Annotated in this window: 23 protein-coding genes and 1 pseudogene; 11 read left to right on the top strand and 13 right to left on the bottom strand. The window is 65.4% G+C overall.

The features are described 5' to 3' along the window. Positions 1–88: 88 nt before the first annotated feature. From KTQ37_RS01030 to KTQ37_RS01045, 4 genes are all read right to left on the bottom strand, one after another. On the bottom strand, positions 89–1432 hold the full coding sequence (locus KTQ37_RS01030; protein ID WP_236020997.1) for an NAD(P)/FAD-dependent oxidoreductase: 1344 nt from the start codon (positions 1430–1432) through the stop codon (positions 89–91). A 143-nt stretch (positions 1433–1575) separates the two neighbouring features. Further along, positions 1576–1833, bottom strand: a complete 258-nt coding sequence (locus tag KTQ37_RS01035) for a DUF6455 family protein (RefSeq protein ID WP_218628607.1) — start codon at positions 1831–1833, stop codon at positions 1576–1578. A 24-nt stretch (positions 1834–1857) separates the two neighbouring features. Next, positions 1858–2163: a DUF6455 family protein gene (locus KTQ37_RS01040; RefSeq protein ID WP_218628608.1), complete on the bottom strand. Its 306-nt coding sequence runs from the start codon at positions 2161–2163 to the stop codon at positions 1858–1860. Between the two features lie 153 nt (positions 2164–2316). After that, positions 2317–3042, bottom strand: coding sequence for a M48 family metalloprotease (locus tag KTQ37_RS01045; protein ID WP_218628609.1), 726 nt, complete (start codon positions 3040–3042; stop codon positions 2317–2319). A gap of 123 nt (positions 3043–3165) precedes the next feature. Between KTQ37_RS01045 and KTQ37_RS01050 the strand changes: the two genes are divergently transcribed. Continuing rightward, positions 3166–3420 carry a hypothetical protein gene (locus KTQ37_RS01050; protein WP_218628610.1) on the top strand — a complete coding sequence of 85 codons (255 nt, stop codon included), beginning with the start codon at positions 3166–3168 and terminating at the stop codon, positions 3418–3420. A gap of 70 nt (positions 3421–3490) precedes the next feature. On the opposite strand, the gene KTQ37_RS01055 is transcribed toward KTQ37_RS01050, so the two are convergent. Further along, positions 3491–3739, bottom strand: a complete 249-nt coding sequence (locus KTQ37_RS01055) for a DUF167 domain-containing protein (protein WP_218628988.1) — start codon at positions 3737–3739, stop codon at positions 3491–3493. A gap of 46 nt (positions 3740–3785) precedes the next feature. Between KTQ37_RS01055 and KTQ37_RS01060 the strand changes: the two genes are divergently transcribed. The 3 genes from KTQ37_RS01060 to KTQ37_RS01070 are packed head-to-tail and all read left to right on the top strand — an operon-like array spanning position 3786 to position 6226. Beyond that, positions 3786–4877: a class II histone deacetylase gene (locus tag KTQ37_RS01060; protein ID WP_218628611.1), complete on the top strand. Its 1092-nt coding sequence runs from the start codon at positions 3786–3788 to the stop codon at positions 4875–4877. Positions 4878–4934: 57 nt separating this feature from the next. Further along, positions 4935–5540, top strand: a complete 606-nt coding sequence (locus KTQ37_RS01065) for a nitroreductase family protein (RefSeq protein WP_218628612.1) — start codon at positions 4935–4937, stop codon at positions 5538–5540. Beyond that, positions 5537–6226 (top strand): EI24 domain-containing protein, encoded by a 690-nt coding sequence (locus KTQ37_RS01070; protein WP_218628613.1) that lies wholly within the window; start codon positions 5537–5539, stop codon positions 6224–6226. The genes KTQ37_RS01065 and KTQ37_RS01070 overlap by 4 nt, the downstream gene beginning before the upstream one ends. On the opposite strand, the gene KTQ37_RS01075 is transcribed toward KTQ37_RS01070, so the two are convergent. The 5 genes from KTQ37_RS01075 to mce form a co-directional block, all read right to left on the bottom strand. Next, positions 6223–7002, bottom strand: coding sequence for an anti-sigma factor family protein (locus KTQ37_RS01075; protein ID WP_218628614.1), 780 nt, complete (start codon positions 7000–7002; stop codon positions 6223–6225). The genes KTQ37_RS01070 and KTQ37_RS01075 overlap by 4 nt on opposite strands. Beyond that, positions 6999–7514 carry a sigma-70 family RNA polymerase sigma factor gene (locus KTQ37_RS01080; protein ID WP_218628615.1) on the bottom strand — a complete coding sequence of 172 codons (516 nt, stop codon included), beginning with the start codon at positions 7512–7514 and terminating at the stop codon, positions 6999–7001. Before KTQ37_RS01080 ends, KTQ37_RS01075 begins: the two co-directional genes overlap by 4 nt. A gap of 39 nt (positions 7515–7553) precedes the next feature. Further along, entirely contained in the window at positions 7554–7922 is a 369-nt protein-coding gene (locus KTQ37_RS01085; protein WP_218628616.1) for a COG4315 family predicted lipoprotein, read from the bottom strand. Positions 7923–8005: 83 nt separating this feature from the next. Further along, on the bottom strand, positions 8006–8275 hold the full coding sequence (locus KTQ37_RS01090; protein ID WP_218628617.1) for a DUF1467 family protein: 270 nt from the start codon (positions 8273–8275) through the stop codon (positions 8006–8008). After that, a complete protein-coding gene (mce, locus tag KTQ37_RS01095; protein ID WP_218628618.1) occupies positions 8275–8679 on the bottom strand; it encodes a methylmalonyl-CoA epimerase in 405 nt (134 codons plus the stop codon). Before mce ends, KTQ37_RS01090 begins: the two co-directional genes overlap by 1 nt. A 147-nt stretch (positions 8680–8826) precedes the next feature. On the opposite strand from mce, the gene KTQ37_RS01100 reads away from it, so the two are divergent. Further along, entirely contained in the window at positions 8827–9525 is a 699-nt protein-coding gene (locus KTQ37_RS01100) for a response regulator (protein ID WP_218628619.1), read from the top strand. Here the strand turns inward: KTQ37_RS01100 and KTQ37_RS01105 are convergent. After that, on the bottom strand, positions 9522–10238 hold the full coding sequence (locus tag KTQ37_RS01105; protein WP_218628620.1) for a GNAT family N-acetyltransferase: 717 nt from the start codon (positions 10236–10238) through the stop codon (positions 9522–9524). The genes KTQ37_RS01100 and KTQ37_RS01105 overlap by 4 nt on opposite strands. Positions 10239–10376: 138 nt before the next feature. Between KTQ37_RS01105 and KTQ37_RS16835 the strand changes: the two genes are divergently transcribed. Next, positions 10377–10511: a hypothetical protein gene (locus tag KTQ37_RS16835; protein WP_260012341.1), complete on the top strand. Its 135-nt coding sequence runs from the start codon at positions 10377–10379 to the stop codon at positions 10509–10511. A gap of 71 nt (positions 10512–10582) precedes the next feature. Here the strand turns inward: KTQ37_RS16835 and aspS are convergent, their stop codons facing one another. Continuing rightward, positions 10583–12364: an aspartate--tRNA ligase gene (gene aspS / locus KTQ37_RS01110; protein WP_218628989.1), complete on the bottom strand. Its 1782-nt coding sequence runs from the start codon at positions 12362–12364 to the stop codon at positions 10583–10585. Between the two features lie 229 nt (positions 12365–12593). Here aspS and KTQ37_RS16690 point away from each other — a divergent pair. The 5 genes and pseudogenes from KTQ37_RS16690 (at position 12594) to KTQ37_RS01140 (ending at position 19672) form a co-directional block, all read left to right on the top strand. Then, positions 12594–13885: pseudogene (locus KTQ37_RS16690) on the top strand (glycosyltransferase family 87 protein). Positions 13886–14008: 123 nt separating this feature from the next. Next, positions 14009–17341, top strand: coding sequence for a carbamoyl-phosphate synthase large subunit (gene carB / locus KTQ37_RS01125; protein WP_218628623.1), 3333 nt, complete (start codon positions 14009–14011; stop codon positions 17339–17341). A gap of 468 nt (positions 17342–17809) precedes the next feature. Next, the gene (locus tag KTQ37_RS01130; protein ID WP_218628624.1) at positions 17810–18151 is read left to right on the top strand and encodes a carboxymuconolactone decarboxylase family protein; all 342 of its coding nucleotides are present in this window, start codon (positions 17810–17812) and stop codon (positions 18149–18151) included. Positions 18152–18237: 86 nt separating this feature from the next. Beyond that, positions 18238–18750, top strand: coding sequence for an EF-hand domain-containing protein (locus tag KTQ37_RS01135; RefSeq protein ID WP_218628625.1), 513 nt, complete (start codon positions 18238–18240; stop codon positions 18748–18750). 97 nt (positions 18751–18847) lie between these two features. Next, a complete protein-coding gene (locus tag KTQ37_RS01140; RefSeq protein ID WP_218628626.1) occupies positions 18848–19672 on the top strand; it encodes a GH25 family lysozyme in 825 nt (274 codons plus the stop codon). Positions 19673–19746: 74 nt separating this feature from the next. Here the strand turns inward: KTQ37_RS01140 and KTQ37_RS01145 are convergent, their stop codons facing one another. Beyond that, entirely contained in the window at positions 19747–22248 is a 2502-nt protein-coding gene (locus tag KTQ37_RS01145) for a GcvT family protein (protein ID WP_218628627.1), read from the bottom strand. Positions 22249–22343 lie beyond the last annotated feature (95 nt).

A 22343-nucleotide genomic window follows, 5' to 3' on the forward strand; every position in this document is an offset into this window, starting at 1 on the left:
GGTGGCTCCTTCCAGTGTGTCGGGCGGGGTTTCCCGCCGCTTGTCTCAAATTCTAGTCGATGGCGGCGGGGCGCGCAGCCCCGACCGCTCAGATCCGGTCCTGCGCAAGATGCGCCAGCACCGCGCCCGCCCGATAGCCCGCCGTGCGCAAGGCGCTCAGCGGCGCGTGTTGCGGGGCGCTGACCGGCAGCGGCATCGCCTCCAGCGGAAGATCCCCGATGATATGGCGCGCGATGGCCCGCCCAGAAACCGTGCCCGGCGCGATCCCCCGCCCGTTATAGCCGCAGATCGTCAGCGCATTCGGCCCCAGCAGATGCAGGCGCGGCAGGTTGTCGGCGGTCATGCCGATGCGCCCCCACCATTCGCTTTCGAACCCCACGCCCTTGAGTTGCGGGAATATCCGGCCAAGCGCGCGCCGCGCCCAATCCCGGTGCGCGCCGCGCTCAAGCACACCCAGCTGCCCGACCGAGCCAAAGACCAGCCGGCCCGCCGCATCCATGCGGAAAGAGGAAAGCACCTCGCGCGTGTCCCAGCAACCCTCACCGCCCGGCAGGATCGCGGCGCGCAGATCATCGGGCAGCGGCGCGGTCGCCATGTTGAAATAGGGCAGGATCACCTGCTCGCTGCCGATCTCGGGGAAGACCTGCGCGGTATAGGCGTCCGAGGCCGGGATCAGCCATTTCGCCCGCAGCCGCCCCTGCGGGGTCTGCACGAGCCAGTCCTGCCCGAGGCGCGACACCGATTGTGCGGGACTATCGGCATGGATATGCGCGCCGGCCGCCTGCGCCGCGCGGGCCAGCCCCCGCGCATAGGCGAGCGGCTGGATCGTGCCCGCCCGCCGGTCGAGGAGCGCCCCCGCATAGCGCCCGCCGCCAAGACGCGCCTGTGTGGCCCCGGCCGAGAGAAGCTCGACCGGGGCGCCAAGCGCGGACCACTGGCGGTGACGCTCGGCGATCTCGGCATGGCCTGCCGCGCCGACTGCCAGATGAAGCGTGCCGTTACGCGTGGCCTCACAGGCGATGCCATGCCGTGCGATCAGGTCAAAAACCACGCCCGGCGCATCGCCCAGGAAGCGCAGAAGACGCGGACCGTATTCGGGGCCAAGCCCCGTCAGCAGCACCTCGGGCATGACCCACATACCCGCATTCACCAGCCCGACATTGCGCCCTGCGCCTCCGAAACCGGGCGCGACAGCCTCCAGCACGCGCACGGAAACGCCCGCCTCGGCCAGATGCAGCGCCGCCGAAAGGCCGGTGTACCCCGCTCCGATGACGGCGACCTCGGCCTCTTCGGCGCCCGTAAAGACGGGCGTCGGCGGTGCCGCCGGGGCGGACACTTCCCAAAGACCATGAGACCGAGGATCGTTGCGCATCAATATGTCCGGCAGCGTGAGGCTTGCCTCATATGAGCGCAACTCAGCGCGCGGCGCCATGCGGATCGCGTGAGGCGATCATTCCTTTTGGGCATGGATGACGCGGCGCATATGCACAGGCGGATTGGTCCGCCAAAAAAAGGCGAGCGGCGCAAGAGCCTTGCACCACCCGCCACCGATCAAACCGGCCCCGAAACGGGTGCCTAGTTCAACTCCGAAAGCTCGCGCAGGACCGTTGCGTTGTAGCACCAGTCGGGCGCGCTGCCCTGTGCATTCGGCTCTGACAGGAACGCCAGACACCCCGCCGCCCCGCTGCAACCCCGGCAGCGCGCGACCATCTCGGCGAAGTCCGCCTGTGTCAGACAGCCGTCATGCATGGCCTGGGTCAGGTTGACCCCCATCCGGCGCGCCATGCCCCGCGTGATCCAGAAATGCAGATCGATATTTCCCTGAACTCCCATCGGATTGCCCCCTCTGTGGATGCCTCAGACCTGTTCCGCATGTGCCAGAAGTTCCGCGCGCAGCCGCCCCATCAGGAGACGATTGTTGCAAAAACCAGGAGCCGCCCCTGCCGTCGCAGCGCCGTCGTGGTCCTCGGGCGCATCCTGTTGCGAGAGCCAGTGCAGGCACCCCTCCGGATCCGAGCAGCCGGTGCAGCGCACCACGGCATCGCGCCATTCGGTGCCCGACAGGACGCTTTTGGCCATGGCATCGGTCAGATCGACGCCCATCACCTCCGCCATGCGGTTCATCAAGGCGGCGTGCCGATTCAACGTCCCGACTCCGAACATCTCGCGTCCTCCTGTCACATCTGTGCCGAGGATCAGGCCGAAGCCTGTGGCGAACCATGATTCAGATCAAAGGCGGCGATGCACCGGCAATCAGAGGCGGCAAGCCGCCGAGTGCTACTGAAAAGCCCGGCAAATGCCGCACAAAGCGCCGCGCTAGACGCGCCCGGCGCGCAGGTCGGCGACGGTGCGCTGCACGGTCTCCATGCGTTTGTGGTTTGCGGGGTGCGTGCCAAGGAAGACATTGCCCGGATCGGGGATACGCTCAAAGAACTGTGCGCCACGCATCGGATCGTAGCCCGCATTCCAGGTGATGATCGTGCCCAGACGGTCGGCCTGAAGCTCGTAATCCTTCGAATAGGTGCGGCTTCCGACCTGCGCCCCGATATTCTGCACCTGGGAGACGACGCCGTTATCGGCCCCGGTCGCGGCGGCCAGCGCGCCGAAGATCATGGCGCCGGCCATGGCGTTCTGTTCCTTCGACTGAAGATGCCCCGCAATATGGTGCGCGGCCTCGTGGCCCATGACGAAGGCGAGTTCGTCCACGTTCCGCGCGCTGGCAATCAGCGCAAGGTTGAAGGCCACCACCGGGCGGCCCGCGCGATCGATCGTCTGGTAGGCGTTCGGGTCGGTCGTCGGGCGGTCGTCCACCACGATCTGATAGTCGCAATTGCGCCCGCGGGTGCGGGCATAGCACTCAGCCTCGATCTGCGGCTCCATCTTGCGGGCGACCGAGATGAAATTGTTCGCCGCCTGCTCGGGTGAGGGCAGATCGTCCGCCGCGTAGCTTTGCAAGGGCGCGCGCGCAGGTTCCGTCGGGACACAGGCCGTCAGGACGGACAGGGCAAGCAGGATGCAAGCGCGGGCGATCAGGGTCTGCATGAAGCCTCCGGGAAATCAGCGCGCGAATTCTATCGCCGCAGAGCAGCGAAGCAATGGCCCGGGACCGCGTTCACCAAAATGTTCCCCCTTTCGCGTCTTTGCGGGGCGGGCTAGCATCGGAACATGTTTACCATCGAGCACGAATTCGACGCGACCGTGATCACCCTTGTGGACGAGGGCGACGACCCGCGCGACTACCTGCAGGAGGACATCACCATTCAATCCTTCGAGGATTGCGTGGTGCTGGAGCAGGTTGACGATCAGACCGATCAGGTCCAGCGCATCGTCTTTTCCCATGCGCAGCTGCGCGAGCTGGCGGCGGCGCTGAACCTGCCCGAAGGCGTCTATCGGCTGCGCCAGGTCGAAAAGAAGGAATAGGGGGCGCTGCCCCCTCGGCGCGCGGCGCCTCACCCCCGAGGTATTTTGGCCAAGAAGAAGGGCTGGCGGTTTAGTCGAGCCGGAAGACCTTGTCGCGTGCGGTCTGGCCGCGGATAAGCGTCAGGCGCGATTTGGCGACGCCGAGGGCCTTGGCCAGCAGTTTCGTGACCTCCGCATTGGCCTTGCCGTCCTCGGGCACCACGGTGACATAGGCGCGCAACCCGTCCTCGGCCGCGACGATCTGGTTGCGCGAGGCTTTGGGTGTGACGCGCAGCGCGATCTCGGCGCCGGGCTTGGCAAGGTGGCTCAGGTCGGTCATGGTTTCGTGCATAGCCTGACCGCGCCCCGACGAAAAGGATACCGCCATGCGCACCGCCTTCTTTCATGACGAGCGCTGTTTTTGGCATGGCGGCGGGAATTACGCGCTGACCCTGCCGGTGGGCGGTTTTGTGCAGCCCGGCGGCGGTTTGCCCGAGAACCCCGAGACCAAGCGTCGGCTGGTGAACCTGTTGCGCGTGTCGGGGTTGATGGCCGAGATCGACGCGGGATCGGGCGCCGAGGCCAGCCGCGAGGATCTGTTACGGGTGCATCCGGTCTCTTATCTTGATGCGTTCAAGGCTGCCTCCGATGCAGGTGGCGGCGAGTTGGGGTTGCGCACGCCGTTCGGGCCGGGCGGATATGAGATCGCCGCCCTTTCGGCAGGACTGACGAAGGCCGCGACTTTCGCGGTGCTTGAGGGGCGGGCGCGCAATGCCTATGCGCTTTCGCGCCCGCCGGGGCATCATTGCCTGCCCGACTGGCCCAACGGTTTTTGCCTTATGAACAACATCGCCGTGGCGATCCGGGCAGCGCAGGCGGCGGGCCTTGCGCGCCGCTTTGCCGTGGTCGATTGGGATGTGCATCACGGCAACGGGACCGAGGCGGTGTTCCTTGACGACCCCGAAGTGCTGACGATCTCGCTGCATCAAGAGTGGAACTATCCGCTCGATACCGGCTCGGCGCGGGTACGCGGGGTCGAGGGCAGCAATATCAATATCCCCCTGCCCCCCGGTACCGGCGAGGAAAGCTACCTTGAAGCCTGGGACCGGATCGTCGCGCCCGCGCTGGCCCGGCACCGCCCCGAGGCGATCATCATCGCCTGCGGCTTCGACGCCTCGGCCATGGACCCTTTAGGGCGCATGCTCTTGCGTGCCGAAAGCTTCCGCCGCCTGACCCGACGCGCCATGCACGCGGCCGAGACGCTGTGCCACGACCGGCTGATCCTGACCCATGAGGGCGGTTACTCCGAGGTCCATGTGCCCTTCTGCGGCCATGCCGTGCTGGAGGAGCTGTCGGGCAGCACCATCCGCGTTCCCGACCCCTTGGGCGACACGATCGGCGCACGCCAGCCCACCATGCGCTGGATCGACGAGACCTCGCGCTATCTGGCGGATCTGGCGCGCGAATTCGCCCTCTAGGCCGTTGCATTCCTTCCACGCCGCCCCGATATGGGGGGCAACAGAAGGAGAGTCGCGATGGAGATCGCCCCGGGCACCGTGAACCCCGCCACCCGCAATGACGAGGTGTTGCGCTTCCTGTTGACGCGCCGCTCGCGCCCGCCGAAGACGCTCAAAGCCCCCGCGCCGGAGCGCGCGGAACTGACCGAGTTGCTGACCGCCGCAGCCCGCGTGCCGGATCATGGCAAGCTTGAGCCCTGGCGCTTTGTCGTGCTCGAACGCCCTGCACTGGAGCGGCTGGCGGGTGACGCCGGCGCCTATGCCGCGGCCAAGGGGATCGACGAGGCAACCTCCGCCAAGGGGATCAACCAGTTCGCCGACAGCCCACTGTGTGTCGCCGTGATCTCGGTCCCGCGCCCGACCGACAAGGTGCCGCAAATCGAGCAGACGCTCTCGGTTGGCGCCGCCTGTTACGGGTTGCTCAGCGCAGCCCTTGCCGCCGGTTGGGGCGCAGGCTGGCTGACCGGATGGGTCGCGCATGATCGCGATTTCGCCGCTTCGGCCTTTGGCCTGCAAGAGGGCGAATGGGTCGCGGGCCTTGTGCATATCGGCACCGAGGGCGCAACGCCCCCGGAACGCCCCCGCCCCGACATGGGCCAGATTATTACCTGGGTAGAGGCATGATCTTTCAAAGTTTTCTGACCGGTTGGGCGGATCTGTTCCGGCCCGGCTCGATGAAGGTGCTGCTCAAGGGCATCGGGCTTGCGCTGGCGCTTCTGGTGACGCTGTGGCTGGTGCTGGTGCAACTGATCGGCTTCTTCGTTCCCGACACGATCACCCTGCCCTGGATCGGTGAGATCGGCTGGGTGGACAGCGCGCTATCCTTCGCCTCGATCGGGCTGATGCTGGTGCTGTCGGTGTTTCTGATGGTACCGGTGGCTTCGATCTTCACCGGCTTCTTCCTGGAAGACGTGGCCGAGATCGTCGAGGATGCGCATTACTCCAACCTGCCCGCCGTTCGAAAACTGACGCTGGCCGAGACTTTCGGCGACACCTTGCGCTTTTTCGGCGTGATCGTGGCGGCAAACCTTGTGGCGCTGATGATCTACCCCTTCGTCATCCCACTGGCGCCGTTCCTGTTCTTCGGCCTCAACGGCTACCTGCTCGGGCGCGAATATTTCCAGATGGCGGCTTTCCGCCGAATGCACCGTGACGAGGCCAAAGCGCTTTATGAGCACAACCGTACCACGATCTGGGTGGCCGGGGCGCTGATGGCGGTGCCGCTGTCGGTGCCGCTGGTGAACCTTGCCGTTCCAGTGGTGGGGGCCGCAACCTTCACCCACCTTTTCCACGCGCTGCGCCGGCGCTAAAGCGCCAGCGCCTCGTAGGTGGCCTCGGCCAGCGGCCAAAGCTGCGCACGGTCGAGCGGCGCCGAGATGGCGCAGCCGTAGCCCTCGTCGAGCCAGGCAAGGCTCGACACCCCCTCGGCGCTGCGGCTGTAGCGAAAGGCGCTTTCGTCGCCGGACATCGCGGTGATGTAGATCGTCGCGCGCAGGCCCGAGGCATCTTCATACATCAATTGCGCGGCGGGGCCGGTGCCTGCGGGCAGAAGCCGCCCGCCCACCAGCTCGAACCCATGCGCGCTCAGGTCCGGGGCTGAAAGCTTGCGCCCGAGCCGTTTGGACAACCACGCCATCAGGTGCTCGCGCTCTTCGGCGCGGACCTCGACCGGGTGAACCACCTCGACGGCATAGACCGCATGGGCCACGCGGGCCTCTTGTGCGAGCGCGGATTCATTTTGCGCCACACGGATGCCCGAGGGCAGCGGATGCTCGACGCCCCAGTCGCGGCCAAGGCCCCAGCCAAGGCCGATCCCTACAGCAAAGATTGCGGCGGCGGCAGCCATGCGGGCCATGCCCCCGGTAGCGGGCGGTGGCAGGCGCAGCCGTTCGGGCACCGGCTCGGCCGCGCGGCCCGCCAGCGCGTTGCGCAGGGCGGCGCGATCGGCGATCTGGCCTTCGACCTCGGCTGCCAGCGCCGGGTTATCTGCCAAAGCACGCCGCACCGCCTCGGCCCGCGCGGGATCAAGGCGACCGTCGATATAGCGTTGCAGGTTGTCCTCGGTCATGGCCGCATCTCTGGTCATTTCACTCTCCGCAAGTTCGGCCGCCCGCCGCCTTCCCGCCCGGTCGCGGCGCGCAGGGCCGCCCTGCCGCGCGCCAGCCGCGACATCAGCGTGCCCACCGGCACCTCAAGGATCCGCGCGGCGTCTTCGTAGCTGAAATCCTCAACGCCGATCAGCAAAATCGCCTCGCGCTGATCAAGCGGCAAAGTCCAGAGCACGCGCAACACCTCGGCCAGTTCCAGCGCGCTCTCGGCGCTGCCCGGATGGGCGGGCTCCGGCGCCTCGTCCAGCGTCACCGCCCCACGCCGCCCGCGCGCCCGTAGCATGTCGATATGCAGGTTGCGCAGCACACGAAACAGCCAGGCCCGTAACTCGGGGCCGGTGCGCAGCAGATGCCAGCGCGACAAGGCCCGTTCAAGGCAATCCTGCACGAGGTCATCGGCCAGCGCCCCATCGCGCGCCAGCGCATAGGCAAAGCGGCGCAGGGCGGGGATCTGCGCCTCGATCAGATGACGTTTGCGGGCCTGTCGCATGGGATTCGGGCGGCGCCACGCGGGCGCCGCCCCCTTTCGTCAGGGCTGCGCAACATGCCAGACGCCGTTGAACCCGTCGCCCGTCACATCGCCCGGTTTGGTATCCTTGACCCAAGTGTACAGCGGTTTACCGTCGTAGGCCCACTGTTTCGCACCGTCGTCACGGGTGATCACCGACCACGCGCCCTCGGCCATCACGCCCTCTTCGGCCACCAGCGGAGGCCAGTTCGCGGCGCAACCGCCATTGCAGGCCGACTTGCCATCGGCATCCTTGTCGAAGGTGTACAGCGTCATGCCCGCCGCATCGACCAGCGTCTGGCCCTTGGCGGTCTCGGCCACCATCGCCGGATCGGCTTGCGCCATGCCAGCAGCCAGCACCACAGCCATCGTCATCATCGCTCGTTTCATGGTCATCTCCCTGTCTGGACCACAAGGAAAACGACACAGGGCCGGGAATAATCCCGGCCCTGCTGAAAAAAGATCAAAAGCGCTCAGTTCTTGATGCGCCCGAACCAGTCGAGATCGCGCACCGAGATCACCCCAGACAGGATGATCGAAGCGATAACGCCCCAGAGCACCACGGCGATGCCGGTCGTGATCAGCGCCTTCTTCTTCAGGTTCGCGTCATGCGGAGCCGAGGCGGGCGTGCCCGGCACGACATGCCCTGCCTCCTCCTGGCTTTGGAACCGGATCGGCAGCACCACGAAGAACACCATGAACCAGATCACGGCGAAAAGGACGATGCCGCCGGTCAGGTTCATCAGACCTGCTCCAGCTCGATCAGGCAGCCGTTGAAGTCTTTGGGGTGCAGGAACAGCACGGGCTTGCCATGCGCGCCGATCTTCGGCTCGCCAGTGCCAAGGACGCGCGCGCCCCCGGCCTTGAGCTGGTCGCGCGCGGCCAGGATGTCATCGACCTCAAAGCACATATGGTGGATGCCGCCCGAGGGGTTCTTTTCCAGGAAACCCGCGATGGGCGAGTTTTCCCCAAGCGGGTAGAGCAGCTCGATCTTGGTGTTCGGCAGCTCGATGAAGACCACGGTCACGCCGTGATCGGGTTCGTCTTGCGGCGGATTTACCTTCGCGCCAAGGGTCTCACGGTATTTCGCCGAGGCTGCCTCAAGGTCAGGCACGGCGATGGCGACATGGTTCAAACGTCCGATCATGGTGGGCCTCCATTTTCCTCGCCTTCCGCTTTAGGGGCGGGCAGGCCACGATGCAAGCGCTGCGAGCGGTAGCAGCCTTAACCAAGCGTTAGGCAAACACGGTCCTTACTGGGCCGATAACCGTGATTCCTCTGCCGGGGTGGTCCCATGTCCGACGATCTCTCAAGCTTTCTTGCCAAACGCTCCGCCTCGGCCGAGCGCCCGCTGGCCGGGCTGACCGTGCTGGTGGTCGAAGACAGCCGCTTTGCCTGCGAGGCGTTGCGCCTGATGTGCCTGCGATCGGGCGCGCGCATCCGCCGGGCCGATTGCCTGCGCGCGGCGCGGCGGCATTTGCAGACCTATCGCCCCAATGTGGTGATCGTGGATCTCGGGCTGCCCGACGGATCGGGGGATGAGTTGATCGCCCAGATCAAGGCTACCTCCGCACCTGCGGTCTTCGGCATCTCGGGCGATGCCGGGAGTGCGGCCTTGGCAATGGCCGCCGGGGCAGACGGGTTCCTGGAAAAACCGATCGAGAGCCTTGCGCTGTTTCAGAACACGATCCTGGCCGGGCTACCCGATCATGCGCGCCACGCCGGCCCGCGCCGGATCGACGAGGCGCCGCTGATCCCCGATCCCCTCGCCCTGCAAGACGATCTCAGCCAGATGGCCGATGCACTACGTGAACCGCCCGAGGCCGCGCGGCTCGGCTATGTCGCGCAATTCCTGACCGGCGTCGCGCGGGCCGCGCATGATGCGGCGCTGGCCGATGCGGCCTCGGCGCTTGAGCGCGCGCCCTCGCCCGCCGCCGTGGCGCGGCTCAGCAGCGTTGTGAATGCGCGCCTGTCCGAGCGGGCGGCCTTTTAATCCGTGCCCAGCACAGGATCGGAACTGACCCGCACCAACCGGGTCAGATCGCCCAAGCGCTCAATCTGCTGCCCCTCGGCGTCGAAGTTGGAGGGCGCGAGCCAGGCGTCATAGGCGGCCTTCAGCCCCGGCCATTCCTTGTCGATGGCGGCAAACCAGGCAGTGTCGCGATTGCGCCCCTTCACAACCGTCGCCTGGCGGAAGACGCCCTCATAGCTCAGCCCCAGCCGTTGCGCCGCGCGGCGCGAGGGGATGTTCAGCGCGTCGCATTTCCACTCAAACCGCCGGTAGCCCGCCTCGAAGGCCCAGCCGATCATCAGCATCATCGCCTCGGTCGCGGCACGGGTGCGCTGCAATCGCGGCGAGAGGTTGATATGCCCCAGTTCGATCGAGCCCGCCGCGGGCGTGATCCGCAGGTAGGACATCACGCCGCCCACCTGCCCGCTCGCCTTGTCGCGCAGCGCGTAGAAGAACGGATCGCTCTGCCCGGCCATATCCTGCACCCAACGAATGAAGGGCACCTCGGAATGGAACGGGCCATAGGGCAGGTAATCCCAGATCGCGTCATCGGCGGAGTTCGCGCGGTAAAGCGGGTCTGCATGGGTCCAGGCCAGACGCTCCAGCCGCACGTAGCGCCCCTCCATCACCGCCGCATCGGGGGTGCGCGGGGGCGTCCAGCCTGTCAGTTCCTCGCCGAATTTCTTGTGCTGCATCGCCGCCTCCCCGGGGTTCCCACGCAGGCTAGCCTGCGCCGAGCCGACACGCAATTGCCCCCAAAGCGTGCGATTGCCTTCCAAAAGCTGCCGCAATCCGGGGGCAGCCTGATCCTACTCCCTCCTGAGGATCAGCCGATGAAACACCACGCCCGCCGCCTGTTTACCGATCACCGTCTTGTCGATCGTTCGCATCGGGCCATGTTCGCCATCGGGCTTGTCGCTCTGACGGTCTCTATCAGCGCGATGGCCCTTCGTCTGGCGACAGGCTGATCCGTCCTCCCTGCGCAAACTGAAAAGGCGCGCCGTCTTCACGGCGCGCCTTTTCGTTTCTGTCAGGGTGCTTACGCTTCCTTGGGCAGAGCCCGCAGGCGCAGCTCGCGCATCTGTTCGTTCGTTGGCTCCGACGGGGCGCCCATCATCAGGTCTTCGGCGCGCTGGTTCATCGGGAACATGATGACCTCGCGGATGTTGATCTCATCGGCCAGCAGCATGACGATCCGGTCGATGCCCGCGGCGCAACCGCCGTGCGGAGGCGCGCCGTATTTGAACGCCTTGACCATGCCGCCGAAACGCTTCTCGACCTCGGACGCGGGGTAGCCCGCCAGTTCGAAGGCCTTGTACATGATCTCAAGCTTGTGGTTCCGGATCGCGCCCGACACGAGTTCGTAGCCGTTGCAGGCCAGGTCATACTGGTAGCCCAGCACCTTGAGCGGGTCGCCCGACAGCGCCTCAAGCCCGCCCTGCGGCATCGAGAACGGGTTGTGCGAGAAGTCGATCTTGCCCTCGTCATCCTTCTCATACATCGGGAAATCGACGATCCAGGCGAATTTGAACACGCCCTCTTCGGTCAGGCCGAGTTCTTTGCTGATCTCGTTACGGGCGCGGCCAGCGATTGCCTCGAAGGCCTCGGGCTTGCCGCCCAGGAAGAAGGCCGCGTCGCCCTCGCCCAGACCCAGTTGAACACGGATCGCCTCGGTGCGCTCGGGGCCGATGTTCTTGGCCAGCGGGCCTGCGGCCTCCATCTCGCCGTTGTCGCCCTTGCGCCAGAAGATATAGCCCATGCCCGGCAGGCCCTGGCTTTGCGCGAAGGCGTTCATCCGGTCGCAGAACTTGCGCGAGCCGCCGGTGGGCGCGGGAATCGCGCGGATCTCGGTGCCTTCCTGCTCCAGCAGCTTGGCGAAGATCGCAAAGCCCGAGCCCGCGAAATGCTCGCTCACGATCTGCATCTCGATCGGGTTGCGCAGGTCGGGCTTGTCCGAGCCGTATTTCAGCAGCGACTCGGCATAGGGGATCAGCGGCCAGTCGGGATCGACGGTCTTGCCATTGCCGAATTCCTCGAACAGGCCCTGGATCACCGGCTGAACCGCGTTGAACACGTCTTCCTGCGTCACGAAGCTCATTTCGAGGTCGAGCTGGTAGAAATCGGTGGGCGAGCGGTCGGCGCGCGGGTCTTCGTCACGGAAGCAGGGCGCGATCTGGAAGTAGCGATCAAAGCCCGCCACCATAATCAGCTGCTTGAACTGCTGCGGCGCCTGCGGCAGCGCGTAGAACTTGCCCGGATGCAGGCGCGACGGCACGAGGAAGTCGCGCGCGCCCTCCGGCGAGGAGGCCGTGATGATCGGCGTCTGGTATTCGTTGAACCCGATGTCCCACATGCGGTTGCGAATGGAACGCACCACGTTCGAGCGCAGCATCATCTTGTTGTGCAGGCTGTCGCGGCGCAGGTCGAGGAAACGGTAGGCCAGACGCGTTTCCTCGGGGTAGTCCTGATCGCCGAAGACCGGCAGCGGCAGTTCGCCATCGACGGCGCCCAGAACCTCGACCTCACGGACGTAGACCTCGATCTCGCCGGTCGGGATCTTGGCGTTCACAAGGCTCGCGTCACGCAGCTTGACGGTGCCGTCGATGCGGATGACCCATTCGGCGCGAACCTTCTCCAGTTCCTTGAACGCGGCCGAGTCGCCGTCGCACAGCACCTGGGTGATGCCGTAGTGGTCGCGCAGGTCGATGAACAGCACGCCGCCATGATCTCGCACCCGATGGACCCAGCCCGAGAGGCGGACAGTTTCACCGGCATTGGCGGCGGTAAGCGCGGCGCAGGAATGGCTGCGATAGGCGTGCATCATCGTTCCCTTTCAACGGGCATTGGCGTCAGTCGGCCCGATACACAGCTTGGAGGCGCGGAAGTCAAGCAAATGGGTGAAAATCGCCCCGCTTCGCGGCGCTCTCACGCGTATTTGCGCACTCTCACGTCGAGCGCATGGCGCGCGCATTCTTTCCGCTTCGCGGACAATCGCCCTAATGTCGTCAGATTTGCCCCCTAACACGGATAAATCCAGATCCGGTACGCCTATGAGCCTGACCCCGCCCCTCACCGCCGCGCCCGCGCGCCCCTCGCAGGTCGATCGCGCGGTCGGCTATGCGCTTCTGGTGCTCTGGCTCGTCTGGGCCTGGGGCGAGTTTCAGGGCGCATGGGCCAATGACCTCGCTGCACTCTGGTTCGCAGGGCATTTCCACGCCAGCGGCCAGCCCGAGCTGATCTACGCCGCCCCGCCCCTGTTTTTCGGCGGCACCCCGCCAGCGTGGGAGGGGTTGCACACTGCTCTCGGCCTTGCCCCGGATCAGCCCGCCTATCCCTATATCTACCCGCCGCTTTGGGCGGGGCTGGCCGCACCCCTGACGCGCGTCCTTGCGCCGCAAGCGTTCTTCGATCTGGTGCTTGCGGTGCATCTGGCAATGATCGCGGGTTCCATCCTGCTGGCCGAGCGTCTGGCCCGCCCGGCCTTTCTACCCTTTGCTGGCTTTATCATCTGGGCGCTTCTGGTTCTGACGCAGACCGCGCCGGGCTTCGCGCTCCTGTCGCTCAACCAGCCCACGATCACGGTTACCTTTTTCACGCTGCTGGCCATCTGGCTGATCCGACGCGCGCCCGCATGTGCGGGGGCTGTCCTGGCGCTTGCAGCGGCGATCAAGCTTACCCGATCCTGTTCGCCGCGCTTTTCGTGCAGGCCCGCCGCCCGCGCGCCATCGTCGCGATGGTGCTGACCGGGGGCGCGCTGGCGCTGACCTCGGTTGCGTTGATGGGCTGGCCACTGCACCGCGCCTTCCTTGCGCAACTTGATCTCGCCTCGGACAAATCCGTCTGGGGCATGGTGAACCCTTCGCTGCGCATTCTGATGCTGGATATCGCCAGCCAGTTCGGTCTGGTCGAGCCGCTGACCCAAGGCGCAGGCAATGTCACCGTCCTGATCATGCCGCGATGGACGGGGCTTCTGGCAGCGCTGCTGGCGCTTGGCATCGCTCTTCCCGTGGCGCTTGCGGCGCGCAAACGCCACTCGGCCCATGCGCTCACGCTGGTCGCCCTTGGCCTGTCCGTGGCGCTCTTCCTGTTCGGCCCGCTGTCGTGGCTGCATTACCTCGAACTGCCGCTCTTGCTGCTTCCGGCGCTTGGCTTCGGACTGGGCCGCGCACCGACCCTGGCCCTTCTGGCAGCCATGGCCGCACTCAACTCTTCGGAGCTCCTGCTGCGCTTTGGCCCATTGCAGCAGGGCCTCGCGATCTACGGCTGGAGCATGGTTCTAGGCTGGTCCGCCGCCCTCGCCGCCACCTTCGTTGCGTTGATCCGCCAGCCGCGCGGCGAATGACGCAAACGGGGTGCCTTTCGCCCTTGCACCCCGTGCCAAGCTGACTATAACCCCCACCAATTTGCGCGGAGCCTGGACAAGACTCCGCCTATAGTGCTGCCGAACAGAATCAAGGGGTCCACCATGCCGAAGAGAACCGACATCAAGTCCATCCTCATCATCGGCGCAGGGCCCATTGTAATCGGCCAGGCCTGCGAGTTCGACTACTCGGGCGCCCAGGCCTGCAAAGCCCTGCGCGAAGAGGGCTACCGCGTCATCCTGGTCAACTCGAACCCGGCTACGATCATGACCGACCCGGAGATGGCCGACGCCACCTATATCGAGCCGATCACCCCCGAGGTCGTCGCCAAGATCATCGAGAAAGAGCGCCCGGACGCGCTGCTGCCCACCATGGGCGGCCAGACCGGCCTGAACACCTCGCTCGCCCTTGCCGACATGGGTGTGCTGGAGAAATTCGGCGTCGAGATGATCGGCGCCAAGCGCGAGGCCATCGAGATGGCCGAAGACCGCAAGCTGTTCCGCGAGGCGATGGACCGCCTTGGCATCGAGAACCCCAAGGCCACCATCGTCGCCGCGCCGAAACTGCCCAATGGCAAGTATGACATCAACGCCGGCGTCGCGCAGGCGATGGCGGATCTTGAGCATATCGGCCTGCCCGCGATCATCCGCCCCGCCTTCACCCTTGGCGGCACCGGCGGCGGCGTCGCCTATAACCGTGACGATTACGAGCGCATCTGCCGCTCAGGTCTCGACGCCTCGCCGATGGCGCAGATCCTTGTCGATGAATCGCTCCTCGGCTGGAAAGAATACGAGATGGAGGTTGTGCGCGACAAAGCCGACAACGCCATCATCGTCTGCTCGATCGAGAACATCGATCCGATGGGCGTGCATACCGGCGACTCGATCACCATCGCGCCCGCGCTGACGCTGACCGACAAGGAATACCAGATCATGCGCAACGGCTCGATCGCCGTGCTGCGCGAGATCGGCGTGGAAACCGGCGGCTCGAACGTGCAATGGGCAATCAACCCGAAAGACGGCCGCATGGTCGTGATCGAGATGAACCCGCGCGTGTCGCGCTCCTCGGCGCTGGCGTCGAAAGCCACCGGCTTCCCGATCGCCAAGATCGCCGCGAAACTGGCCGTGGGCTACACGCTCGATGAGCTGGACAACGACATCACCAAGGTCACGCCGGCCAGCTTCGAGCCGACCATCGACTATGTCGTCACCAAGATCCCGCGCTTTGCGTTTGAGAAGTTCCCCGGCTCCAAGGCTGAGCTGACCACCGCAATGAAATCGGTGGGCGAGGCCATGGCCATCGGCCGCACCTTCCACGAATCGGTGCAGAAGGCGCTGGCCTCGATGGAGACCGGCCTGTCGGGCTTCGACGAGATCGAGATCCACGGCGCACCCGACAAGGCCGCGATCGTCAAGGCGATCTCCTCGCAGACCCCGGACCGCCTGCGCCTGATCGCGCAAGCCATGCGCCACGGCCTGAGCGATGACGAGATCGTCGCCGCGACCGCCTTCGACCCGTGGTTCCTGGCCCGCATCCGCGAAATCATCGACGCCGAGGCCGAAGTGCGCAAGCATGGCCTGCCGCTGACCGAAGACGGGCTGCGCAAACTCAAGATGATGGGCTTTACCGATGCCCGTCTGGCCAAGCTGACCGGCCGTGACGAGGCGCAGGTGCGCCGCGCCCGCCGTAACCTCGGCGTCAAGGCGGTGTTCAAGCGCATCGACACCTGCGCCGCCGAGTTCGAGGCCCAGACCCCCTACATGTATTCCACCTACGAAGCCCCTGCGATGGGCGACGTGGAATGCGAGGCCCGCCCCTCGGACCGCAAGAAAGTCGTCATCCTTGGCGGCGGCCCCAACCGCATCGGCCAAGGGATCGAGTTCGACTATTGCTGCTGCCACGCCTGTTTCGCGCTGACCAAGGCGGGCTATGAGACCATCATGGTCAACTGCAACCCCGAGACCGTGTCCACCGACTACGACACCTCGGACCGCCTCTATTTCGAACCGCTGACGCTGGAATCGGTGCTCGAAATCCTGCGCGTCGAGCAGGAAAACGGCACGCTGCACGGCGTGATCGTGCAGTTCGGCGGCCAGACGCCGCTGAAACTGGCGAACGCGCTCGAAGCCGAAGGCATCCCGATCCTGGGCACCACCCCCGACGCCATCGACCTGGCCGAGGACCGCGAGCGCTTCCAGAAGCTGCTCAACGATCTCGACCTCAAGCAGCCGGTCAACGGCATCGCGCATAGCGACGCCGAGGCCTTCGAGATCGCGGGCCGCGTGGGCTACCCGCTGGTGATCCGGCCCTCCTACGTTCTGGGCGGCCGCGCGATGGAGATCGTGCGCGACCTCGACCAGCTCAAGCGCTACATCACCAACGCCGTGGTCGTTTCGGGCGACAGCCCGGTGCTGCTCGACAGCTACCTGTCGGGCGCAATCGAGGTGGACGTCGACGCGCTCTCGGATGGGCAGACCGTGCATGTCGCGGGCATCATGCAGCACATCGAAGAGGCGGGCGTCCACTCGGGCGACTCGGCCTGTTCGCTGCCGCCCTACTCGCTCTCGGCCGAGACCATCGCCGAACTCAAGGCGCAGACCGAAAAGATGGCGCTGGCGCTTGGCGTAGTTGGCCTGATGAACGTGCAGTTCGCGATCAAGGACGGCGAGATCTACGTGCTCGAAGTCAACCCGCGCGCCTCGCGCACCGTGCCCTTCGTCGCCAAGGCCACCGACTCGGCCATCGCCTCGATCGCCGCGCGTCTGATGGCGGGTGAGCCGATGGCAAACTTCCCGCAGCGCGCGCCCTACCCGGCGGGCGTTGGCCCCGAGACCCCCCTGCCCTTCGCCGACCCGCTGACGCTGGCCGATCCGAACACGCCGTGGTTCTCGGTCAAAGAGGCCGTCCTGCCCTTCGCCCGTTTCCCGGGCGTCGATACGCTACTCGGGCCGGAAATGCGTTCGACCGGTGAGGTCATGGGCTGGGACCGCAACTTCCCGCGCGCCTTCCTCAAGGCGCAGCTTGGCGCAGGCACCAACCTGCCCGAAGAGGGCCGCGTGTTCCTCTCGGTCAAAGATAGCGACAAGTCGGACGAACTGGCCGAGGCCGCGCGCGAGCTGATCGCGATGGGCTTTGCCCTTGTCGCCACCCGCGGCACCGCCGTCTGGCTGAAAGAGGCAGGCATCGAAGCCGAGGCCGTCAACAAGGTCTATGAAGGCCGCCCGAACATCGTTGACCGCCTGAAGAACGGCGACATCCAGCTGGTGCTGAACACGACCGAGGGCAACCAGTCGATCTCGGACAGCCGCGACATCCGCGCCGTGGCGCTTTACGACAAGATCCCCTATTTCACCACCGCCGCCGCCTCCATCGCCGCCGTCGCCGCGATGAAGTCCCGCGCGGAAGGGGAAATCGACGTGCGTCCGCTGCAGGCGTAAGCGCAGACACACAGATTATGAAAGGCGGCCCCTCGGGCCGCCTTTTTCGTTCCCGCTACGATCGTCAAAGCTGGATCGAGCTGTTGTGCGGTCACTCCCCGAGGGCAACAAGCGCCTTCCCGCGACCTCACCAACAGAACACGGAAAGCGGTCAAAGACGCCTCCCGGCGCGCTTTCGTCTTTGGCTCAGATAAACGGAACCAGCGGAATACCATCCCCGCAAGCGGCCAGCATCAGAACCAGTCCCAGAGCCATAATCGCTTTCATCGCACCCTCCATCGGCCGATTACCCACAGCCTACGCGCGCGCCCCGAGTCGGGCCAGTTCCGCCGCGATGACGCGCATGTTCTGGCGCAGCGTGTGCCTCCGCCGCGCAAACATTCATCCCCGCGCATATGATTGATACAGGTCAAGGCCTCGCGCAGGCGACTCAGGCATGTGGGAGGGGAACTCGGATAGGAGAACGCCATGAGCTACAAAGCCAAACTCGATGACATGCGCAACGAGCTTCGCGTGATGTACAAGACCATTCCCGATGCCACGCAAGGCTTCGGCGTGCTGTCGAAAGCCGTGAAGGACAACGGCCCGCTGGACCTGAAAACCAAGGAATTCATCGCGCTCGGTATGGCGGTCGTGCAGCGCTGCGAACCCTGCATCATGTTCCACACCGAAGCCCTGATGAAAGCCGGCGGCACGCGCGAGGAACTGGGCGACGTGTTGGCCATGGCGATCCAGATGGCTGGTGGCCCGGGCGTCATGTATGCCGGTCACGCGCTGGCCTGCTGGGACGAGCTGGCCGCAAAAGCCTGATCCCCTGCGACACGTTGACAGGCCCGCGCCGGAAGGCGCGGGCTTTCGCGTTTCATCGGCAAACATGCTTGGGAAAGGCACATGCCATGAAACGCTTGATGACACTCACCACCGCTCTGGTTCTCGGCGCGGGCCTCGCGCAGGCGCAGGATTTCACGCCGGGCGCGGATTTCATGAACCAGTGGGATCTGGACTCGAACGGCGGCGTCTCTTTGGCCGAGGTGCGCGAGCAGCGCGCGAATATCTTCGCCATGTTCGACGAGAACAGCGACGGCAAGCTTTCGGCGACCGAGATCGCCGGGATGGACGAGCACAAGCAGTTGCAGCGCGAGGCGGGCATGGGGCCGGGCCGCAACCGGCCGGAGGGCATGAACGGCTCGATGGGTAAGGGCAAAGGCATGGGTCGCGGCGGGCAGATGGGTCATCAGGGCGGGTTAGACCGGTCGGCCGCCGAGGAGATGCGCGGCCTTGATGCCAATCGCGACGGCATCATCACGACAGCGGAATTCGTCAATGGCTCGGCCAACTGGTTCCGGATGCGCGACCGCAACGGCGATAATGTGCTGACGACGGCGGATTTCGGCCCTCCGCGCGGGTAATCCCCACGCGAGAATTTGCCGGCAAGGTGCAACACCCCGTGACAGCGACCCGATTCTGCGCGATTCTGCTCCAAAATAGTCATGAGGGAGCAGTCTCATGTGGATCAAATCGGTTCTTACGGCGGGCGTTGCCGCCCTTGCCCTGGCGGGGTGTGGCGGGGATAGCGGCCCGCGAACGGGTCAGATGATGGCCCCGGCGCATCTGAGTGCGTCGAACTATCGTGCCTTCGGTGTGCCTTCGCATTTCGGCGATACCGATCCACACGAATGGGAAGGGCTGACCCCCGCCCACTACCCGGTGCATGGCATCGATGCCGCGCGTTATCAGGGTCGCATCAACTGGCCCGAGGCCAATGCCGCCGGGGTGAACTTTGCCTGGCTCAAGGCGACCGAGGGCGGCGACTGGGTCGATCCGGGCTTCCAGCTGAACGCGCAGGCCGCGCGGGCGGCGGGTGTGCCGGTGGGCGGCTATCACTTCTACTATTTCTGCCGCTCGCCCGAAGAGCAGGCAAACTGGTACATCCGCAACGTGCCGCGCGTGGCGGGCGACTTGCCCCCCGTTCTGGATATCGAGTGGAACCACCAGTCGCGCACCTGCAAGCGCACCCCCTCGCCCGCAACCGTTCAGGCCGAGATGCGACGCTTCCTCGAGATCGTGACGCAGCACTACGGTGCGCGCCCGGTGATCTACACCACGCCAGATTTCTACGAGGAAAACGCCCTCGGCTCGTTGGACGGCTACGAGTTCTGGCTGCGCTCGGTCGCAGCGCATCCCACTGAGCGTTACCCCGGCGAGCAGTGGTCGTTCTGGCAATATACCGGCACCGGGGTCGTGCCGGGTGTAGGCGGCACGGTCGATATCAACACCTTCGCGGGGTCGCCCGAAGCCTGGATGAACTGGCTGGCCACCCGGCGCCTTTGATCAACGCCAAGCGCGAGGGTTGCCCCTCGCGCTTGCGGCGCTGCACGCAGCGCCAGGCCCGTGAGTAGCAGGCCTTAACCGTCCACGCGGATACGCGCGTTGGCAGGGTCGTGTGGGCTATCCTCGGTCACCACGGCATCCCATTCCATGAGCTGGATCTTGACCTTGAGCCTGGTTCCCGGCTCGGCCAGATCGGGGCGCACATAGCCCATGCCGATCTGCTTGCCGAAGGCCACTGACCAACCGCCCGAGGTCAGGCGCCCGACCTTTTCGCCATTGAGCAAGATCGCCTCCTTGCCCCACGGATCGGTATCGGCAGGTCCGTCGATCAGCAGGGTGACGCATTTCGAACGGATGCCGAGGTCGAGCATCGCCTGCTTGCCGCGGAAGTCCTTCTCGAGATCGACGAAGCGGTCCAAACCGGCCTCAAGCGGCGTCGCGTCGCGGCCAAGTTCGGTGCCAAAGGCGCGGTAGGATTTCTCCTGGCGCAGCCAGTTCTGGGCGCGCGCACCAACGGGCTTGAGGCCATGCTTCTGCCCCACGGACCAGATCAGATCCCACAGGTAGCGCCCCATCTCGATGGGGTGGTGCAATTCCCAGCCCAGTTCGCCCGTATAGGCCACGCGTACCGCGCGCACCGGGCACATACCCAGTTCAATGTCGCGATAGCTCAGCCAGGGGAACCGCTTGTTCGACAGCACCGTCTCCGGGTAGGCGTCCTTGACGATCTCATTCAGGATCGCACGCGCATTCGGCCCGGCCAGCGCGAACACGCCCCATTGGGTCGTGATGTCGTGGCAATCGACATAATCGCCGCCCGCCGCGCGGAAATTCTCGATGGATTTGAGCAGGAAATCCGCGTCATAGGCGGTCCAGGCACCGGCCGAGATCAGGTAGTACTCGTCCTCTTTCAGGCGCACGATCGTATATTCAGTGCGCGTGGTGCCCGCATCCGTCAGCGCATAGGTCAGGTTGATGCGCCCGACCTTCGGCAGCTTGTTGCAGGTGAAGTGATCGAGGAAAGCGGTCGCACCGGGGCCGCGCACGAGATGCTTGGTAAAGGCTGTCGCGTCGATGATGCCCGCAGTCTCGCGGACCGCCTCGGCCTCGGACCTGGCATATTGCCACCACGCACCCCGGCGGAAGCTGCGCGAGTTGTGATCGAAATCGGCCGGAGCATCGAGCGGACCGTAATAGTTCGGACGCTCCCAGCCGTTCACCTGCCCCATCTGCGCACCAAGGGCGAGCTGGCGGTCATAGTTGGGTGCGGTGCGCAGCGGGCGGCAGGCTTCGCGCTCTTCGTCCGGGTGGTGCAGGATGAAGACGTGCTCGTAGCATTCCTCGTTCTTGCGCGCCGCGTATTCGGTGGTCATCCAGTTGCCGTACCGCTTGGGGTCCAGCGACGCCATGTCGATCTCGGCCTCGCCCTCGACCATCATCTGCGCAAGGTAATAGCCGGTGCCGCCCGCGGCGGTGATGCCAAAACTGAAACCCTCGGCCAGCCACATGTTGCGCAGCCCCGGCGCCGGACCGACCAGCGGGTTGCCATCGGGGGTGTAGCAGATCGGGCCGTTGAAATCGTCCTTCAGGCCCACCGTTTCCGAGGTCGGGATGCGGTGGATCATCGACATGTATTCCTCTTCGATCCGCTCAAGATCGAGCGGGAAGAGATCGGCGCGGAAGGTCTGCGGCACGTCGTACAGGAATCGTGCGGGGGCGCCGCGCTCATAGGGGCCAAGGATCCAGCCGCCACGCTCTTCGCGCACGTACCACTTGGCGTCAGCATCGCGCAGCACCGGGTGCTCGGGGTTGCCCGCCGCGCGCCAGGCCTGAAGGGCCGGATCGGGCTCGGTCACGATAAACTGGTGTTCGACCGGAATCGCGGGGATCTTGATACCCAGAAGGCGCGCGGTGCGCTGCGCGTGGTTGCCCGTCGCGGTCACGACATGCTCGGCATGGACGTCGATCAACTCGCCCGATCCAACCAGATTGCCACCCTTCTCGATCATCTTTTCCAGCGTCACCACCCATTCGCTGCCGGTCCAGCGATAGGCATTCACTTGCAGCTTGCGCACGATATCGACGCCACGCTGACGCGCGCCCTTGGCCATCGCCTGCGTCACGTCGGCGGGGTTGATATAGCCGTCCTGCGGGTGGAACAGGGCCCCCTTCAGGTCTTCGGTACGCACGAGCGGCCAGCGCTCCTTGATCTGCGCGGGGGTCAGAAACTCGTGATATACCTCGGCGGTTTCGGCCACCGAGGAATAGAGCATGTATTCGTCCATGCGCTCCTGCGTCTGCGCCATACGCAGGTTGCCGCAGATCGAGAAGCCCGCGTTCAGTCCGGTTTCCGCCTCCAGCGTCTTGTAGAGATCGACTGAGTACTTGTGGATATGCGTTGTCGCATAGCTCATGTTGAACAGCGGCAGCAGACCAGCCGCGTGCCAGGTCGAACCCGAGGTCAGTTCGTCACGTTCGACCAGCATGGTCTCCCATCCCGCCTTCGCAAGATGATAGGCGACCGAGCAACCGACGGCACCGCCGCCGACGACCAAAGCTTTGACATGGGTTTTCATGGGGCGACTCCGCAGATGGCTTTTATCCGTTGTGCCAGAGTGACAGACCCACGGGCAAACGCGCCCGACATTTGCGGGCAAAAAGCGACATGCGG

It is taken from the genome of Sedimentimonas flavescens (assembly GCF_019264375.1).
Classification (GTDB): Bacteria; Pseudomonadota; Alphaproteobacteria; order Rhodobacterales; family Rhodobacteraceae; genus Rhodobacter; species Rhodobacter flavescens.

Coding starts and splice junctions, on each gene's coding strand:
- mce (WP_218628618.1), bottom strand. CDS start 8,679: ATGATCGGACGTTTGAACCATGTCGCCATCGCCGTGCCTGACCTTGAG.
- KTQ37_RS01060 (WP_218628611.1), top strand. CDS start 3,786: ATGCGCACCGCCTTCTTTCATGACGAGCGCTGTTTTTGGCATGGCGGC.
- KTQ37_RS01130 (WP_218628624.1), top strand. CDS start 17,810: ATGAGCTACAAAGCCAAACTCGATGACATGCGCAACGAGCTTCGCGTG.
- KTQ37_RS01055 (WP_218628988.1), bottom strand. CDS start 3,739: ATGACCGACCTGAGCCACCTTGCCAAGCCCGGCGCCGAGATCGCGCTG.
- KTQ37_RS01145 (WP_218628627.1), bottom strand. CDS start 22,248: ATGAAAACCCATGTCAAAGCTTTGGTCGTCGGCGGCGGTGCCGTCGGT.
- KTQ37_RS01140 (WP_218628626.1), top strand. CDS start 18,848: ATGTGGATCAAATCGGTTCTTACGGCGGGCGTTGCCGCCCTTGCCCTG.
- KTQ37_RS01040 (WP_218628608.1), bottom strand. CDS start 2,163: ATGTTCGGAGTCGGGACGTTGAATCGGCACGCCGCCTTGATGAACCGC.
- KTQ37_RS01075 (WP_218628614.1), bottom strand. CDS start 7,002: ATGACCAGAGATGCGGCCATGACCGAGGACAACCTGCAACGCTATATC.
- KTQ37_RS01135 (WP_218628625.1), top strand. CDS start 18,238: ATGAAACGCTTGATGACACTCACCACCGCTCTGGTTCTCGGCGCGGGC.
- KTQ37_RS01105 (WP_218628620.1), bottom strand. CDS start 10,238: ATGCAGCACAAGAAATTCGGCGAGGAACTGACAGGCTGGACGCCCCCG.
- KTQ37_RS01100 (WP_218628619.1), top strand. CDS start 8,827: ATGTCCGACGATCTCTCAAGCTTTCTTGCCAAACGCTCCGCCTCGGCC.
- KTQ37_RS01035 (WP_218628607.1), bottom strand. CDS start 1,833: ATGGGAGTTCAGGGAAATATCGATCTGCATTTCTGGATCACGCGGGGC.
- KTQ37_RS16835 (WP_260012341.1), top strand. CDS start 10,377: ATGAAACACCACGCCCGCCGCCTGTTTACCGATCACCGTCTTGTCGAT.
- KTQ37_RS01080 (WP_218628615.1), bottom strand. CDS start 7,514: ATGCGACAGGCCCGCAAACGTCATCTGATCGAGGCGCAGATCCCCGCC.
- carB (WP_218628623.1), top strand. CDS start 14,009: ATGCCGAAGAGAACCGACATCAAGTCCATCCTCATCATCGGCGCAGGG.
- KTQ37_RS01030 (WP_236020997.1), bottom strand. CDS start 1,432: ATGGCGCCGCGCGCTGAGTTGCGCTCATATGAGGCAAGCCTCACGCTG.
- KTQ37_RS01085 (WP_218628616.1), bottom strand. CDS start 7,922: ATGAAACGAGCGATGATGACGATGGCTGTGGTGCTGGCTGCTGGCATG.
- KTQ37_RS01045 (WP_218628609.1), bottom strand. CDS start 3,042: ATGCAGACCCTGATCGCCCGCGCTTGCATCCTGCTTGCCCTGTCCGTC.
- KTQ37_RS01090 (WP_218628617.1), bottom strand. CDS start 8,275: ATGAACCTGACCGGCGGCATCGTCCTTTTCGCCGTGATCTGGTTCATG.
- KTQ37_RS01070 (WP_218628613.1), top strand. CDS start 5,537: ATGATCTTTCAAAGTTTTCTGACCGGTTGGGCGGATCTGTTCCGGCCC.
- KTQ37_RS01050 (WP_218628610.1), top strand. CDS start 3,166: ATGTTTACCATCGAGCACGAATTCGACGCGACCGTGATCACCCTTGTG.
- aspS (WP_218628989.1), bottom strand. CDS start 12,364: ATGCACGCCTATCGCAGCCATTCCTGCGCCGCGCTTACCGCCGCCAAT.
- KTQ37_RS01065 (WP_218628612.1), top strand. CDS start 4,935: ATGGAGATCGCCCCGGGCACCGTGAACCCCGCCACCCGCAATGACGAG.